The organism is Ruminococcus sp. AF20-12LB (assembly GCF_003478985.1).
In the GTDB taxonomy this organism is placed as follows: domain Bacteria; phylum Bacillota; class Clostridia; order Lachnospirales; family Lachnospiraceae; genus Blautia_A.
On the sequence record NZ_QUGH01000015.1, the window covers coordinates 41,347 to 58,313 of the forward strand.

The 16,967-nt window shown below is 44.6% G+C and carries 18 protein-coding genes; 8 read left to right on the top strand and 10 right to left on the bottom strand.

What is annotated here, in order from left to right; translation table 11 throughout:
- Positions 1-18: 18 nt before the first annotated feature.
- Complete coding sequence (locus DWX61_RS15985; protein ID WP_117676729.1) at positions 19-279, bottom strand: hypothetical protein; 261 nt, start codon at positions 277-279, stop codon at positions 19-21.
- Between the two features lie 210 nt (positions 280-489).
- Between DWX61_RS15985 and DWX61_RS15990 the strand changes: the two genes are divergently transcribed.
- From DWX61_RS15990 to DWX61_RS16005, 4 genes are all read left to right on the top strand, one after another.
- Positions 490-1,419 carry an NTP transferase domain-containing protein gene (locus tag DWX61_RS15990; protein ID WP_117676728.1) on the top strand — a complete coding sequence of 310 codons (930 nt, stop codon included), beginning with the start codon at positions 490-492 and terminating at the stop codon, positions 1,417-1,419.
- A complete protein-coding gene (locus DWX61_RS15995) occupies positions 1,412-2,485 on the top strand; it encodes a histidine phosphatase family protein (protein WP_118626293.1) in 1,074 nt (357 codons plus the stop codon). Before DWX61_RS15990 ends, DWX61_RS15995 begins: the two co-directional genes overlap by 8 nt.
- A 65-nt stretch (positions 2,486-2,550) precedes the next feature.
- Entirely contained in the window at positions 2,551-3,576 is a 1,026-nt protein-coding gene (locus tag DWX61_RS16000) for an XdhC family protein (RefSeq protein WP_118515221.1), read from the top strand.
- A 53-nt stretch (positions 3,577-3,629) separates the two neighbouring features.
- Complete coding sequence (locus DWX61_RS16005) at positions 3,630-4,433, top strand: TylF/MycF/NovP-related O-methyltransferase (RefSeq protein WP_270427798.1); 804 nt, start codon at positions 3,630-3,632, stop codon at positions 4,431-4,433.
- A 90-nt stretch (positions 4,434-4,523) separates the two neighbouring features.
- Here the strand turns inward: DWX61_RS16005 and DWX61_RS16010 are convergent, their stop codons facing one another.
- Positions 4,524-5,648 carry an ABC transporter substrate-binding protein gene (locus DWX61_RS16010; protein ID WP_118626297.1) on the bottom strand — a complete coding sequence of 375 codons (1,125 nt, stop codon included), beginning with the start codon at positions 5,646-5,648 and terminating at the stop codon, positions 4,524-4,526.
- A gap of 169 nt (positions 5,649-5,817) precedes the next feature.
- Here DWX61_RS16010 and DWX61_RS16015 point away from each other — a divergent pair, with 169 nt between their 5' ends.
- The 4 genes from DWX61_RS16015 to DWX61_RS16030 are packed head-to-tail and all read left to right on the top strand — an operon-like array spanning position 5,818 to position 9,093.
- Entirely contained in the window at positions 5,818-6,861 is a 1,044-nt protein-coding gene (locus DWX61_RS16015; RefSeq protein ID WP_118626299.1) for a FecCD family ABC transporter permease, read from the top strand.
- Between the two features lie 4 nt (positions 6,862-6,865).
- Positions 6,866-7,663, top strand: a complete 798-nt coding sequence (locus DWX61_RS16020; protein WP_118626301.1) for an ABC transporter ATP-binding protein — start codon at positions 6,866-6,868, stop codon at positions 7,661-7,663.
- Between the two features lie 12 nt (positions 7,664-7,675).
- On the top strand, positions 7,676-8,560 hold the full coding sequence (locus DWX61_RS16025) for a class I SAM-dependent methyltransferase (protein WP_015542409.1): 885 nt from the start codon (positions 7,676-7,678) through the stop codon (positions 8,558-8,560).
- Positions 8,561-8,574: 14 nt separating this feature from the next.
- Positions 8,575-9,093, top strand: a complete 519-nt coding sequence (locus DWX61_RS16030; RefSeq protein WP_225877019.1) for a nucleoside-triphosphatase — start codon at positions 8,575-8,577, stop codon at positions 9,091-9,093.
- 90 nt (positions 9,094-9,183) lie between these two features.
- On the opposite strand, the gene DWX61_RS19595 is transcribed toward DWX61_RS16030, so the two are convergent.
- The 8 genes from DWX61_RS19595 to DWX61_RS16070 form a co-directional block, all read right to left on the bottom strand.
- Positions 9,184-10,392 carry a TatD family hydrolase gene (locus DWX61_RS19595; protein ID WP_118626303.1) on the bottom strand — a complete coding sequence of 403 codons (1,209 nt, stop codon included), beginning with the start codon at positions 10,390-10,392 and terminating at the stop codon, positions 9,184-9,186.
- Between the two features lie 487 nt (positions 10,393-10,879).
- A complete protein-coding gene (locus tag DWX61_RS16040; protein WP_118626305.1) occupies positions 10,880-11,368 on the bottom strand; it encodes a MogA/MoaB family molybdenum cofactor biosynthesis protein in 489 nt (162 codons plus the stop codon).
- Positions 11,369-11,371: 3 nt separating this feature from the next.
- On the bottom strand, positions 11,372-12,361 hold the full coding sequence (moaA, locus tag DWX61_RS16045; RefSeq protein WP_118626307.1) for a GTP 3',8-cyclase MoaA: 990 nt from the start codon (positions 12,359-12,361) through the stop codon (positions 11,372-11,374).
- Positions 12,361-12,840, bottom strand: a complete 480-nt coding sequence (moaC, locus tag DWX61_RS16050; protein ID WP_118626309.1) for a cyclic pyranopterin monophosphate synthase MoaC — start codon at positions 12,838-12,840, stop codon at positions 12,361-12,363. Before moaC ends, moaA begins: the two co-directional genes overlap by 1 nt.
- Positions 12,841-12,852: 12 nt before the next feature.
- On the bottom strand, positions 12,853-14,820 hold the full coding sequence (gene metG, locus DWX61_RS16055) for a methionine--tRNA ligase (RefSeq protein ID WP_118626311.1): 1,968 nt from the start codon (positions 14,818-14,820) through the stop codon (positions 12,853-12,855).
- 418 nt (positions 14,821-15,238) lie between these two features.
- The gene (locus tag DWX61_RS16060) at positions 15,239-15,448 is read right to left on the bottom strand and encodes a hypothetical protein (RefSeq protein ID WP_118626313.1); all 210 of its coding nucleotides are present in this window, start codon (positions 15,446-15,448) and stop codon (positions 15,239-15,241) included.
- On the bottom strand, positions 15,421-15,924 hold the full coding sequence (locus tag DWX61_RS16065) for a threonine/serine exporter family protein (RefSeq protein ID WP_015526384.1): 504 nt from the start codon (positions 15,922-15,924) through the stop codon (positions 15,421-15,423). The genes DWX61_RS16060 and DWX61_RS16065 overlap by 28 nt, the downstream gene beginning before the upstream one ends.
- A gap of 89 nt (positions 15,925-16,013) precedes the next feature.
- Positions 16,014-16,769 (bottom strand): threonine/serine exporter family protein, encoded by a 756-nt coding sequence (locus DWX61_RS16070; RefSeq protein ID WP_021653091.1) that lies wholly within the window; start codon positions 16,767-16,769, stop codon positions 16,014-16,016.
- Positions 16,770-16,967 lie beyond the last annotated feature (198 nt).

The following is a 16,967-nucleotide window of genomic DNA, read 5'->3' on the forward strand; positions in this document are numbered from 1 at the left end:
AAAATATTCGTTTCCATCTTACTGATCTTCAGGCTTATGCGTTCCGCACGGATCATGGTCAGCTCCTCTGCCTGTCAGATCTTTCAGTCTCTCTATTCCTCTGGCGGAATAGAAAACAATGGAAGAACTGCTTCCGTCCAGATTCTCACCGCTGAGCTTTAAAACATTTGCATTCTCATAATAATCGATGGGAAGCGTCCGGCTGTATACAACCCCTGTACGCTCATCTTTTACCTGTACAGTAACTTCTTTTGCGGTAATCTCAAAAATCTTATCCATAAAAAAGTTCTCCTGTCCACGTTATTTTATATATCCATACTACCATGATTTTGCACAATTATACAAATTACAAATAATTAACAGTTGGCTACTTTATATATTCCAGACAATTTTATTTTGTTTTATTGTAAATTTTAACTATTTTTATTCTTTTATATGTTATAATAATATCAAATTTGTATAATATCATTGAAAGAAGGAGGTATCTGAATGCAGACAGGCGCCCTCATCGTGGCTGCGGGGAAATCATCACGAATGGGAGACTTTAAACCCATGCTTCAGCTTGGCTCCATTTCCATCGCACAGCGCGTGATCAATAATTTCCGGCAGGCCGGAATCTCCAAAGTAGTAGTGGTAACCGGATATCATGCAGATGTTCTGGAATGCCACCTGGCTTCCAATAATGTAGTCTTTCTTCGAAATGAGAACTATGCAAACACTCATATGTTTGATTCTGTCAGGATCGGACTTGAGTATCTGAAAGACAAAGTGGATACGGTACTCTTTACACCTGTTGATGTTCCGCTGTTCACAGCCCAGACAGTCACGCAAATGCTCTCTCTGGGGCGTCCCCTTGTAACTCCGGTCTGTAATGGCAATCCCGGTCATCCCATTCTGATTCGTTCCACACTGATTGATTCCATTCTAAGTGATGACGGAAAATCAGGACTTAAAGGTGCTGTGGATAATTGCGGGGAACCCATGTATTATCTTAATGTAGAGGATCCCGGTATTATTCATGATGCTGATACACCAGAGGATTACGATGAACTCCTCCGCATACACAACCAGAGCCTGATCCGTTCTGAAATCCATATTCAGCTAGCCCGGGAAAAAGTTTTTTTTGATGAAAAGCTCTATTCGCTGCTTACACTGATCCATGAAACAGGATCTGTCCGTGATGCCTGTGAGCGCATGCACATTTCCTATTCTACCAGCTGGAACCTGATCCATACCCTGGAATCACAGCTTCATGAACCTCTGATCATCAGAAGCCAGGGCGGTACAAGGGGAAGCCATAGCGAACTGACACCATACGGCGAAGAATTTCTGAAACGATATGCCCGTTTTTCAGAAGAAACACGTTCCTGTTCAAAAAAAATATTTGAAGAATGTTTCGGAGGATTTTTAAATGCGTAGCCTTTATCTGGTCCGGCATGGAAAACCACAGTATCCGGATGAACATTCTTACTGTGTGGGACAGACAGATTTCTCTCTATCCATGCTTGGACACTTGCAGGCAGTCCTTCTTAATGAAGAATTGTCCGATAAAATATCAAGGATATACTGCAGTCCTTTGTTAAGAGCTGTTGAGACAGCAGGCCATATGGCACCTGAGCTTCCACATATAATTATTTCTGATCTGTCAGAACGAAATCTGGGAGAATGGGATGGCCTTTCTTTTGATAAAATACGCCAGAGATGGCCGGACATTTATAAAGCCCGTGAAAATAACCCTGATCATCCGATCCCGGGAGCAGAAACTCCTGCTGCATCTGGTTTTCGCTTTTCGCAGGCAGTTCATAAGATTCTTTGCGCTTCTGAAGGTGATATTGCAGTGGTAGCTCATACAGATGTAATCTCTTCTTATATATATGCATTACATTCCGGTATGTACAGCAGGCAGCGGTTTCGTCTTCCCTGTGGCTCTTACTATCATCTGGAAGTGAATGAAAGAAATAATATTTCTTTCTCTGATCCCAGTTATATACTGCCTCATCCTGAATTAAATGACGGGCTATGCTTCAGGCTTCGCAATGCGGTTTCTCTGCCCCGTCATGTACAGGCTCACAGTGATGCTGTTACTGAACTTGCCTGTTGTTTATGCAATATGTTGGAATCCAATGGTTATATCTTTGATCAGAAGCTTGTTCGCTCCGGTGCACTTCTGCATGATATTGCCAGACTTCAGAGGCATCACACCAAAACAGGCGGTGAACTTTTCTCACAGTTAGGTTATCCTGAGATCAGCCAGATTATTTCACAGCACCATGGTCTGCTGGAAACCAAGCTGGATGAAGCAGCTATTGTATTTCTGGCTGATAAACTGATTCAGGAAACACAACGTGTAACCATAGAAAAAAGATTTGCCGACAGCATGAGTAAATGCAAAAGTCCGGAAGCTTGCAAAGCTCATGAGCAGCAGTTAGAACAAGCCCGCAAACTGCAGGACATGATACAGTCGCTCTGCCATATCACGCTTTAGTCCAGGCAGACATACACAACTGGAGCAAAAAAATCACTTAATTTAGTTAGGAGGTATTTTATTATATGAGAACATTATTTCAGACAATAAAACAACAATTCCTAGAGGAAAACGATCTTGTACTTGTTTCCGTTACAGCATCCTCAGGGTCTACACCAAGAGGTGCCGGTTCCCGCATGCTGGTCGGAAAAAGCGGCAGAATTTCCGGAACCATCGGAGGTGGAGCTGTAGAATATCGTGCTGAATGTATGGCATTGGATATTCTTGAAAAAAAGGAATCCTGCCAGCATGAATTCCGGCTGAATCATAAAGATGTTGAAAATATTGGTATGATCTGTGGTGGTGATGTTACGGCCTTTTTCCAGTATCTTGATCATAACGATCCGATTATTATGGAAATCACGGAAACTGCGGAAAAATTCTATGAAGAGCGAAAAGATTTCTGGCTGATCTGCGATCTTCTCACCACCTCCGGTGTGAGCCTCTACAGTCCTGCATGCGGTCTCATCGGAACTGCCAATGTTCCTTCTTCTGTATTATCTTCTTTATCTGCAAAGCCACACCGATATCATAGTGAAGATTATGATCTGTTTTCTGAGCAGATTGGAACCTCAGGAACTGTCTATGTATTCGGCGGCGGACATGTCTCACAAAAGCTTGTCCCAATCCTTGCAAGCGTTGATTTTCGCTGTGTTGTCCTGGATGACCGGCCGGAATTTACAGATCCTGCTCTTTTCCCGGGAGCAGTTGAAACAATACTTTGTGATTTCAACCATCTAAAGCAGTATGTTTCTATCACAGCTGCTGATTATTGCTGCGTCATGACACGCGGACATTCCTATGATACCATTGTACAGGCACAGCTTCTTGCTACACCTGCATGCTATATAGGCGTCATTGGAAGCCGCGCAAAAAAAGCTGCTGTATTTCGCCGTCTGATTGAAGAATACAACATTAATGAACAAGATTTAAACCGTATCATCTCACCTATAGGACTGGAGATCAAAGCAGAAACACCGGCTGAAATCGCCATTTCCATCACAGGACAGATGATCCAGGTTCGTGCTGACAGAAAGGCTACATCAAAATGATGGCAAAATCAGTATATAAAGCTGTAATATTTGGTGCCGGACAAATTGGACAAATGACAGCAAGACTTCTCAACAGTCCCTGTCAGCTCCTGTGCTTTGCTGATAATGACCCCCATAAACACGGATCCTATATTGGGAATATTCCAGTCTATTCTCCGGATGCTGCAGTAGCACTTCTCCCGGATCTGGTCATCCTGGGAGTTCTGGATGAAGAACGGCGTAATTCTATGATAAAACAGATGGAAAACCTGGGTTATCACGGACCTTTTCGTGATCCCTCCGTCCTTCGCATGTTTGACGCACGGGTTGCTGTTATGCGTCTTTTATCTGAGCAGATCTATCAATTGGATATTCCGGGAAATGTTGCAGAACTGGGTGTTTTCCGAGGTGAATTTTCTTCCCTGATCAGTGCAGCCTTTCCAGACCGAAAAATCCATCTTTTTGATACTTTTGAGGGCTTTTCAGAAAAGGATATCACAATAGAAGCCTCCGGTAATCTGTCCCGCGCCAAAACAGGTGATTTTTCTTCTACTGATATTGACTCTGTTCTTCATGTTATGCCAGATCCTACACGTACTGTGATCCACAAAGGATGGTTTCCAGATACCTTTTCCGATGTTAGAGATGAAACTTTTTGTTTTGTATCTCTGGACGCGGATCTCTATGCTCCAACTGCTGCTGCACTTCCTCTGTTCTATGAACGCCTGGCCACCGGAGGAGTTCTCTTGGTTCACGATGTGTACAGTACACAGTTTTCCGGATGCCGAAAAGCGGTTGGGGAATTCTGTCTGAAAAACCATCTGTTTGCAGATCCTGTATGCGATCTGCATGGAAGCGCAATAATCCGAAAATTATAAAAAGAAACGCCGGAACCGGTATTTACCGGAACCAGCGTTTCTTTTTCGTTTATTTATTGTATAGCCCTTTTTCACGTCCATGCCTAACCTTTATAAAGTTCCTTTCAGAACATTTTCCAACTGTTCATCGGACAGATCAACATGATAAAAAAGATCGAAAAATTTATGTATTTCTTCATTGATATCACATTTAATATATTCCGGATAAATCAATGCTGAGAACCATCGCATACCGATCAGACGATTTGGTCCTGCCGGACGATCCACCCAGCTAAACGGTGCATTCGGAGTTCCATAAACCTTTTGGTCCTGTACTGCTTTTAATGAAGCATAATCAGGATTGCTCAGGATATCTTCTGCTGCAGAACTTCCGCTTTTATCTGCCTTTGGTTCACCATTTACAACAATCACATCCGGATCCCATGCAAGAAGCTGTTCTGCTGAAATCTGAACACGAGATCCATCTCCCAATTCCAGATCTGCAACATTGACTGCATTGATGACATCAAGAATCTGTGCATGCTGGGATCCCCTGGGTGCAGTTTCCAGTGAATCCTCTCCATTACCGAAGTATACACTGACTTTCTTTTCTTCTGGAATATCTGAAAGTGCATTAATATCAGTAAATACCTGCTCCGCATACTGGGCAAGCTCTTCTGCATGATCTTCTACACCAAGAAGTTCGCCCATAAAACGAAAAGCTTCCGCAGAATTATTAAGCTCGTTGTCTACTGCAACAACCGGAATTCCAAGGCTTTCTGATAACGCATCGCAATCAGAAACCATTGCATCATTAATCTTTCCACTATTAATAGCAATTGTAGGATTGGCAGCAATTACTGCTTCATAATTGACAGCATCACCCATTCCAAAATTAGGAAGATCCTGATATTTGTCCAGAATAATAGATTTCTCAACATCATTCAGTTCATAATTCCACCCAAGAAGCTTATCCGGTGCAACCATATACAGAAAAATTGCAGCTACAGGACCCGCTGAAAAAACAGATTCAATATTTTCTGCTGTTGGGACAGTTACTTTTCTTCCTGCCATGTCTGTGATCTCACGGGTTTCAGCAGTTTCCTGCGTGGCATCCTGCTCCGCACTCTGCGTCGGCTCTTCAGTAGCAGCTTTCGTCTCAGAATATCCTGTTAAAAGACTGATTGACATCACCAGACATATAAACAGAGCCAAAAGTTGTCTGTGCTTTTTCATAGACTCTCTCCTTTCTTTTCTCCGCATTACTCATAATTGACGCTTATTGAAATTGACTATACAATTTTTAAGTATTATAATGTATATGCGAATAGTTTTTAAAAACAATTCGGTTTTTCTGAGTATAACACCGTAAATTTGATTAGTCAAGTTACAAGGATGAAGGATTATGAATCTGACAAATAATGAAAAAAATGCCGCCGCTGCCCGACAAAGACGATATGTTCTGCTGTTGGCGGTTATGCTGGTACTTTTGTTTATCATTATAGTACTCTCATTCTGGGTGGGATATTATCCGCTTACACCAGTGCAGGTACTAAATGCATTTTTATCAAAATTTGGTTTTAAAGGAGATATTTTACCCCAGGCAGTTACCATATTCTGGAATATCCGTCTGCCCCGTATTCTGTCTGCTTTATTTATTGGTGCTTCCCTCTCGGTAGCAGGTGCAACCTATCAGGGAATGTTTCGCAATCCACTGGTATCTCCGGATATCCTTGGAGTTTCTTCCGGTGCAAGTCTCGGAGCTGCTTTTGCAATTTTAAACGGAGCTTCCAACTGGATGATTCAGCTTTCTGCTTTTGCAGGTGGTGTGGCCGCAGTAGCCGCATCCTATCTTATCAGCCGAAAATCCGCACATTCCCAGACCCTCAGTCTTGTTCTGACCGGAACTATGATCATGTCACTCTGCAATGCCGGTGTCACAATGATCAAATATGTGGCAGACCCCAATGATGTTCTCCAGCAAATTACTTTCTGGCTTATGGGCAGCTTAACCAAAACCACAACCAAATCCTTTTGCTGGAGTGTTCTTCCAATGATCATTGGATTAAGTCTGATTTTTATTTTTCGATGGCAGATCAATCTGCTGACTTTGGATGAAGAAGAAGCCAAAAGTTTAGGAATCAATGTGCGTAAATATCGTCTGATTTTTATAGTCGCTTCCACATTACTCAGCGCCGCTGCAGTCTGTCTTGGAGGATTGATCGGATGGGTCGGGCTGATGATCCCCCATCTGGCACGTGCACTGGTTGGCGTTGATTACAGAAGGCTGATACCTGCAAGTGCGATCCTTGGCGGCGGATACCTGATACTTGTTGATGATATTTCCCGTTCCCTTTTGTCCATGGAACTTCCACTTGGCGTTGTCACAAGTATCATGGGCGCCCCCTTCTTTATCTATCTTATCATCAAACGAAAGGAGCGCGCGTAATTATATGCTTCTGGAAATTGAAAATGTTTTTGGCGGTTACGGCAATGGTGATATTTTAAAGGGTATCAGCTGCAGCGCAGACTATGGTGATGTGCTTTGTCTGCTTGGCCCTAATGGTTGCGGAAAGACCACTCTGTTCCGCATGATATTAGGTTCCCTTCCTGTTTCTAATGGAAAAATAAAGATAGCCGGAAAAAATATTAGTGACTTTACAACCAAAACACTGGCAAATATGATTGCATATATTCCCCAATATCATTCCCCTGTATTTGCCTATACAGTTCTTGATATGGTAATTATGGGGCGTGCTTCTCATTTCTCCGCATTTGAAACCCCAAAAGAGCCTGATCAGGAAGCAGCTTTTGCTGCCTTGGAGAAAGTAAATGCCCTGCCTCTTGCCAACAGGAAATATACTTCCTTAAGCGGAGGACAAAGGCAATTGGTTTTAATTGCCCGTGCAATCTGTCAGTCTGCAAAAATCTTCATCATGGACGAGCCAGCCGCCAATCTGGATTATGCCAATCATCAGCTTCTCATGGAAGTAATTTCAGGGCTGGCCAATCAGGGCTATTGCATTATTATGTCAACACATAGTCCTGAGCATCCCTTTTCCGTGGGAAACAAAGTTCTTCTCATGAAATCCGGAAAGGTTATGGGATTCGGCTCTCCCAAAGAAATCATTACATCTGAAACCTTACAATCTGTTTACGATATTGAAATGGATGTGATAACTACACACGACCGCTATGGCCGTGAACGAACTATCTGTTTACCGGTAAATAGCTCAACAAAAGCATTTTAGGAGAAATGATACATGGACTCTATATTGGATTATTTTATTTCTCTGCAGGAATCTGAGCCTGCAGAATTACCTGAGCGGGCTATAGAAAGATGGAATAAACGTGCAGACTTTTGGGAAGACGCACGCAAAAAGAAAGAAAAAGGTGATGAACGTGTCATCAGCGCAATAAACTACCTGGATTCCAAAGGACTTCTTGAAAAAAATTATGATGTCGCAGATATTGGATGCGGTCCCGGACGGTTTGCTGCTGCATTTGCCAAATATGTACACAAAGTAGTGGGGCTGGATATTTCTGATAAAATGGTTAAACACGGAATGGAACATATCCAAAATGAAGGCTTAAATAACGCTATACTCTATACATGTAATTTTCAGACATTAGATATTGATAAATCGGGGTATACGCATGCATTTGATTTGGTATTCAGTTCCATGACACCTGCAATCCACAATATGGACGGACTGATAAAATCTATGGAAATGAGCAGGGCATGGTGCTGTAATATCACGCATCTTGACAGACGAAATTCACTCAGGGAACAGATCTTACAGGAAGTATTTGGCAAACAAACAGCACCCCAATGGAATGGGCGATGGTTTTTCTCTCTTTTCAATATATTATTTCTGCTTGGATATAATCCTGAAACAAGCTATGAAAAACTCCATCGTGAAACCTGGGTAACTCCGGATGAACAATATATTGATTCCCTCATGGAGCACATGCTTCCTTCTGAAGAATATACACAGGAAAACGCAAATAAAATCATGCAATGGATTCAATCTCACTTAAACAAAGATGGGCAGATCAAGGAAATAACTGATTCCACTTATGGAAGAATTCTCTGGGATGTTCGAAACAAAACAATACGACCTGACTATAGAACTATTATAAAATGAAATGGGACTTTACTATGACTCAACATATATTTTTAACTGGTAAAAAACACATTGGAAAATCTACATTGATCCAAAAGATATTAGATGATTATAAGAAAACCTCTGATGGATTCCTGACTGTCCGCACAAAAAACTATCTGAAGGATCAGTATTCAGTTCATATGTACCATCTAAAAGAGAAGGAGCTCCCAAACGAATCTAATCTTTTGTTTTTATGCGGAAAAACAGATGAACACACTGCCGATACCTTTGATCGCCTTGGATGCAATATTCTTTCCATGTGTTCTGACTGCTCTTTAATTGTTATGGATGAGCTTGGTCCACATGAAGCAGACGCAGCTTTATTTCGGAGAAAAATCCTAAACCTTTTGGATGGGCAGACTCCCATTTTAGGGGTATTGCAAGAACCTGCAGAATCTTTCTGGCCTGAAATCGTAAATCACCCAAAGGTAGAAATCATTATAATTTCTGAAGACAATCGAAATGATTGCTCTTTACTTAATCACATTCAATATAAAATCTCATCTCCTTAATAATTACTCCCGGGGCTATGCGCTCGGAACTAACCAAAGGGTCAAGTAGCTTTTGAGAAGTCTCTTTGTGTATTTTCAATATTTTTATTCTCAAATCACCCCAAACACCTTCATCGCATTACTCTCCGTCACAGCCACAACCTCCTCGCAGCTGATCCCCTTAATCTCCGCAATCGTCTTCACAACCTCCGGCAGATACAGGGAGCTGTTTCTTTTTCCACGGTTCGGCACAGGTGCCATGTACGGGCAGTCGGTTTCCAGCAGAATCTGATTCAGCGGTGCATACTCTGCCACTTCCTTCAGCTTCCGGGAATTCTTAAAAGTAACCACTCCGCCGATTCCGAGATAAAGTCCCATATTCAGATACTCTCTCGCAATTTCTTTGCTATAGGAAAAGCAATGGATAACTCCACCATACATCCCGTCCTTCATATATTCTTTCACGATATTCAACGTATCCTCCGCAGCGTCACGGCTATGAATGATAAACGGAAGCTGTTTCTCACGGGCAATGTCCATCTGCTGGCGGAATACCTTCTGCTGGAGAAGATGCTCCTCCTTCTCCTTATGCCAGTAATAATCCAGACCGATCTCACCTACAGCCACAGTCTTTTCCATGTCGCAATATCTGCGGATCTCATCCAGAACTGCTGCATCCACCTTATCCGCATCATCCGGATGAACACCCACTGCGCCATAAATAAAAGGATACTTCTCCACCAAATCATAAACCCGGTCAAAATGTCCCACAGAAGCACACACATCCACAATATGCCCGATCCCGTTCTCCTGCATACTATCCAGTATGTCAGAACGATCCTCATCAAAAGCCTCATCATCGTAATGTGCATGGGTATCAAAAATCATAGCTTTATCCACAGTCATCTCGTCACCGACGGAAACTTTTCCACCTTTCAGCACTCTTGTAAACACACCTTCCCGTGGCATGATGCATTCACCCATCTTCTGAAAAATGGCACAGCCATTGTGGCACTCCTTTCCGATCTGAGTCAGCTCCAGCACAACCTCACCACAACGGAATCTGGTGCCAACCGGAAGCTTTGCAAAATCAATCCCTTCCACAACCAGGTTCTCACCAAAAGCACCATCCTCGACCTCTGCGCCCTTCGCACGAAACGCATCGATCTTTTCACCGGAAAGAAGACTCACCTGTCGATGCCACTTTCCGGCATGAGCATCCCCCTCAAGCCCCCAGTCCTCCACAAAAACCGCCGAACCAACATTCTTCTTCTGTGTTCCTTTCTTCTCACTGATACAAACCGCAAGTACTTTTCCCATAATAATAACTCCTATTAATTACACATCATTACCAAATTTATTTCTCTCTATCTCTCACACCATTTAACCATCATCACCAGCAGAGCTCAACACCCGTAAAAAAACAAGCCGCGTAGCGTGTCATCGAACTGGCCCTGCCTCCGTTGAGCGTCCGTTAGTATACCCGCCCACACCTCTCTCATTTCTCTCCATGTCCGCTAAAACCTACTATCCTCAAACACCAGGCCCGCGCAGCCACACTTCTCTCTATGTCCGGTAGAACCTAACATCCCCAAACGTCAGGCCCGCGCAGCCGGGGCCGTCCTGCAGACGTCAGCGAAGTGCCCGTCGAGAGGCGAGGATAGCTGCTGCCACCAAGCGCCCTGTTTGAGCCGCAGGCGAGTTGGCGCGACTGGCAGCAAACCGGCGCCGCAGCCGAACAGGGCACGAAGCGTGTCTGCAGGACGGCCCCGGCTGCGCGGACCGTCCGTTCGTTAACACCCCCGTTCTACCGACCACACTCCCCCACATCTCCAGTCAAAATCTCAATCCCATGCCCCAACGCCTCAATAATAACCTCCAGGCATTCCCTGACAGCCTTAGGACTCCCCGGCAGATTAACGATCAACGTTCCCTTCCGGATCCCAGCCGTAGCCCGGCTCAGCATCGCCCGCTTCGTGATCGTCATGCTAAACGCCCTCATCGCCTCCGGAATCCCCGGCACACGCCGCTCGATCACATCCTCCGTAGCCTCCGGTGTCACATCCCTCTGAGAAAACCCGGTACCACCCGTAGTCAAAATCAGCTCCGCAAGCCCCAGATCTGCGATCTCAGCCATCCGGCTTCCAAGCATCCCACGGTCATCCGGCAAAACATCCACAGAAACAACCTCATACCCGGCCGCCTCCATAATCTCCTTCACAGCAGGACCACTAAGATCCTCACGCTCCCCTCTGTAACCCTTATCACTAGAAGTGATCACAGCAACTCTCTTCATCACTCAACCTCCGATCTGTGCCATACAAAGCTTCTCCGTCTTATCATCCTTCTGTTTCTCCAGACTTCCGCCAAAAGCATGCCCGTCCGGTTTCTCCGCCAGAGCCTCCAGGATCACAGCCTTCAGCATCTCATCCGAACCACCACCGCGGATCACCTCCCGAAGATCCCTTCCCGCCGCATACTGCAGACAGGTCTTCAAAAAGCCCTGTGAAGTCAGCCGTATCCGGTTACACTCCCCACAGAACTTATGACTCACCGCGCTGATAAACCCGATCTTTCCGGAAAACCCATCCACATCATAATAATGACACGGTCCATTCCCAAGGGGCTCCCCAACATACGGCGAAAATTGTGGTAGCTTTTCCCCAAGGATCCCAAGCAGTTCCTTTTCCGACACCCCATGAAATTCTTTTCCCATCCCAATGGGCATCATCTCAATAAACCGCACATGCACCCTATGATCCCTGGCAAAAAGCGCCACCCGGCAAAGATCCTGCTCCGGGATCCCAAGAGGCACACAATTGATCTTCAGTGAAATCTCCGGATACTTCATTGCCTCCGAAATCCCTTCCAGCGTCCGCCCAAGTTCATCCCGCCGCGTGATCCTCCTGCTGCAGGCTTCATCCAGTGTATCCAGGCTGATATTCAATCCGTCCAGCCCCGCCCGGGCAAAATCACTCATCTGATCTTTCAGAAGCACACCATTTGTAGTCAGAGTCACCTTCTCGATCCCCGGCATATTTTTCAGTTTTTCCACCAGCTGAGGCATCCGCGGCCGCACAAGCGGTTCCCCGCCGGTCAGCTTGATCTTCCGGATACCCAGCTCTGCCATCACCCGGCAGATCCTCAAAATTTCCTCTTCCTGCAAAATGAGGGAGCGCTCCACATGCTGCACTCCCTCCTCCGGCATACAATAAATACACCGCAAATTACATCTGTCAGTTACGGAAATCCTGAGATAATCAATATTTCTTCCGCACCTGTCTATCATTATTTTTCCTCAAAACGGAAATCTCCGCTTTTGCCTCCTGTTTTTTCTTCCAGATGGATATCAGACATGACCATGTGCTTGTCAATTGCCTTGCACATATCATAAATAGTCAGAAGCGTCACCTGAACACCTGTCAGGGCCTCCATCTCCACGCCTGTTTTTCCCTCTGTTTTTACCGTGCAGAATACACGGATCACTCCCGCATCCTCATCGATCTCAAAATCCACGGAACATTTCTGGATGGGAAGTGGATGGCACATGGGAATCAGCTCAGAAGTACGCTTCACACCCATGATACCTGCCACACGGGCCACACCAAGTACATCACCTTTTTTCACATTTCCGCTTTTTACCGCGGCCATGATCTCCGGGCTTACCTGAATGGAACCCGTGGCTATTGCTGTACGGTGAGTGACCGGTTTGTCGGACACATCCACCATAACAGCATTTCCATTTTTATCAAAATGATTCAATTCCATATCTGTCTATACTTAGCAGATCTCAGCGCCTGCAGGCATCTCTTTCTCCGGTACCATCAGGGAAAGATTTCCGTCTGCATCCTCTGCACAGAGGATCATACCCTCGCTGAGGATTCCGGCAAGCTTGGCAGGTTTCAGGTTTGTAACGACCATAACCTTTTTGCCCACCATTTCCTCTGCTGAGTAATGAGCTTTGATTCCGGATACGATCTGACGAACCTGACTTCCGATCTTAACCTGAGAGCAGAGAAGTTTTCTGGATTTTTTAACCTCCTCACAGGCGATGATCTCACCAACCTGGAACTGCAGCTTCTCAAAATCATCGAAAGTAATCTCCGGCTTTGCCTCGATATCGATCACGTTCTCTGTTTTCTCCTCTTCTGCCTCTTCCTTCGGCTCTTCTTTCTTCGGATGAAGCTTCTCAACCTTCTCAAGAACCTCTTTCAGATCAAGTCTCGCAAAAAGGATCTCCGGTTTGTCGGTTACGCGGTTTCCTGAAGGATAAAGACCAAACTGTTCCATCTCCTCAAGAGTTCTCTCGTTTGCGTTGAGCTGTACAAGAATACGTTCTGTTGTACGCGGCATAAAGGATTTCAGAAGAGATGCGCCGATGCAGATTCCCTCAACCAGGTTGTAGAGAACTGTTGCAAGACGATCCTGCTTTGTCTCATCCTTTGCAAGTGCCCATGGCATTGTCTCGTCGATATATTTGTTGCAGCGTTTGAACAGAGAGAATACCTCTGTGATAGCATCTGCAACACGAAGCTTGTCCATTTTTGCGGAAACGTTCTTCGGAACCTGAAGGATGAAGTTCTTAAGATCCTCATCAACCGGCTCAGTAACATTCTTGTTCTCAACGACTCCGTTAAAATATTTGTTGGACATGGAAATTGTACGGTTTACAAGATTTCCAAGTGTATTTGCAAGGTCGGAATTCAGTCTCTCAACCATCAGCTCCCATGTGATCACACCGTCATTCTCAAATGGCATCTCGTGGAGTACGAAATAACGGACAGCATCTACACCGAAGAACTCAACCAGCTCATCTGCATAGATTACATTTCCTTTTGATTTACTCATTTTTCCATCACCCTGAAGCAGCCATGGATGTCCGAATACCTGTTTCGGAAGCGGAAGGTCCAGAGACATCAGGAAAATCGGCCAGTAAATGGTATGGAAACGGATGATATCTTTTCCGATCAGGTGAAGATCTGCCGGCCAGTATTTGTTGAATGTATCGCTGCTGTTTCCGTCACAGTCATAACCAATACCTGTGATATAGTTTGTCAGAGCATCCAGCCATACATATACAACGTGCTTCGGATCAAAATCTACCGGGATTCCCCATTTAAAGGATGTTCTGGATACACAAAGATCCTGAAGTCCCGGAAGAAGGAAGTTATTCATCATCTCGTTTTTACGGGACTCCGGCTGGATGAAATCCGGATGTGTGTTGATGTAGTCAATAAGCTTGTCTGCATATTTGCTCATTTTGAAGAAATATGCCTCTTCCTTAGCAGGTACGCATGGGCGTCCGCAGTCCGGACATTTACCGTCTACAAGCTGGGACTCTGTAAAGAAGGACTCACATGGTGTACAGTACATTCCTTCATAATGACCCTTGTAGATATCTCCCTTCGCATACATTTTTTTGAAGATTTTTTTGACCTGCTCTTCATGGTCTTTATCTGTTGTACGGATGAATTTATCATAAGATGTATTCATCAGATCCCAGATACGTTTGATCTCGCCGGAAACGTTATCTACGAATTCCTTCGGTGTAACACCAGCCTCTTCAGCCTTTAGCTCGATCTTCTGACCATGCTCGTCAGTACCTGTCTGAAAATATACGTCATAACCCTGCTGTCTTTTAAAACGTGCGATCGCATCCGCAAGAACAACCTCATAGGTATTTCCGATATGCGGTTTGCCGGATGTGTACGCAATGGCAGTGCTGATATAATATCTCTGCTTTTCCATCTTTTCTTTCCTCCATAAATATAAAAATAAATTGTGTACTTACTCATAACGGACTGAAAATATATTCCGTCAGAACAGGAAAATTCCTGTCCGGGGACATTGGAAGATTACCAAGTAATTCTCAGCGACATAAAAAAACGCCTTCTCATACCATAACGATATGAGAAGACGAGTTATTACCCGTGTTACCACTTCTTTTCGTTCCTGCCTCGCGGCAAAAACCTCATCAGGTACAGCAGTTTCTATACCTTTCCGCTATAACAGGCGGTCCTGTCATTACCTGCCGGTGTCCATTAAACGGGACATTCACATTTCGCTTATCACGTTCAAACCGAGTCAGCAATGCCTCTCCGAAGCCATCTTCCATCTGCGCCTGCACATCCCTCTCAGTCTCGGAACTCCTGCATAAAGTGAACCTTTACCATTCACCCTGCTGCAGATCTATGACCTCAACTGCATCACAGCCTGCATCTAAAAAGTCCTCCGGGGATTTCCCTGTAGTACGGTGTACACATGTACTCTCTTCTTCCATGAGTTTTCCATATGGGAAAATCGTAACACATTTCCGATGGTTTGTAAACGGGGAATTTCGATACTGTATTACATTCTCCTCTGCCTGTACATCCACCGCCACGCCATCCGGAACGCAATGGTTGTCAGCGTCATTCCTGCTGCCATGCTCACCGCAAAAAGGATCGTATAGATTCCGTCTTTCTGGAATTTTGCCCAGTCCTTCATCAACATCCAGTTCATTGTCCGGTAAAGTGCTGCTCCCGGAATCAACGGAATTGTCGCAGAAACCAGAAATACAGTTACCGGCGTTTTATGAATTCTTGCCATACATTCTGCATACAAAGTAATAGCTACTGTTGACCAGAAACCGCACACATACGGACTTGGCGTTATGAACTCTACTGCCAGATATACAGCCCAGGACAGACATCCACCCAATGCCGCAAACCAGAGTTTTTTTCCATGGATATTAAATAATGCCGCAAAGCCGAGGGATCCTGTGAAGGATACGACCAGCTGTATGATTTCCCGCATGTTTTCCTCCTGAATAAAATCATAACTACTCTCAAATACTCCCATCATCTGCTGCATTTCGCTACTCCGCAATTGATGCAGTATCTAAACTCCTCATTCACTGCTTATTGCTTTTCGCAACCTTCAAGAGAACTTCCCTGATTCGGTTAAAACAACAGATTCGCCACCGTAAAACCAAGGCCCACGACCAATGCCAGCAAAAGTGCCTCCATACATCGGATCAAACCTGTAATGGTATCTCCTGAAAACATATCGCGCAATGAATTGGTAAATGCAATTCCCGGTATCAGAAGCATGATATTTCCGATACTGATCAGATCCGCATGATGTCCAAGCCCGATTAGAACTGTAAGATTGGAAAGTACTCCGCCGGCTCCGCAGCAAAGAAGCACTGTCAGTAGCGAGTTTAATGCACCTTTTTTTACAAAAGCCTCAAACAGCTTCAGGGCGATACCAATCAGCGCAGAAGCAATCATATCGTTGACATCTCCTCCGAAAAACACGGAAAAAGAACCTGAAATTACAGCATAGATCAAAATCTGCGTTTTAAAAGAATATCCTTGTTTATCCCGGATCTTTTCCAGCCCCTTCTGGATCTCCTCCGGCTTCGGCCGATACTCACAGATGTATCTGGAAAGCTGGTTCAGGTCATCCAGCCGTCCCAGATCATTGGACATTCCCGGCACACGCCGCGTCTGGGTGCAAATACCGAAATCCTCTCCATAAATAGTCGTCACAATACTGGATGTGATAGAAAAAACATCTGCCCGGGTGGCTCCATATGCCAGGCAGATCCGCCGTATGGTATCTTCCACACGTCCAACCTCTGCTCCGCAGCAAAGAAGCTGTTCACCAATTGTCATCGCATAATATAAATACTGTTCCGCTTCCTCCCGCGTCATCCGGCATCCCTCACTTTCCTGCTTTATTTCATTTTTATCTATTTTAGGACACGTAAATATTAAAATCAACAAGGATTTTTTGTCTTAATATTCATTTCTTCTATATTTCCTCAAAGTAATAAGCAGATATTTTTGTTCAAAATAAAACACCACCCGGACAAAAAAGATGTCTATCTCTTCTGTCCGGATGGTGTTGGT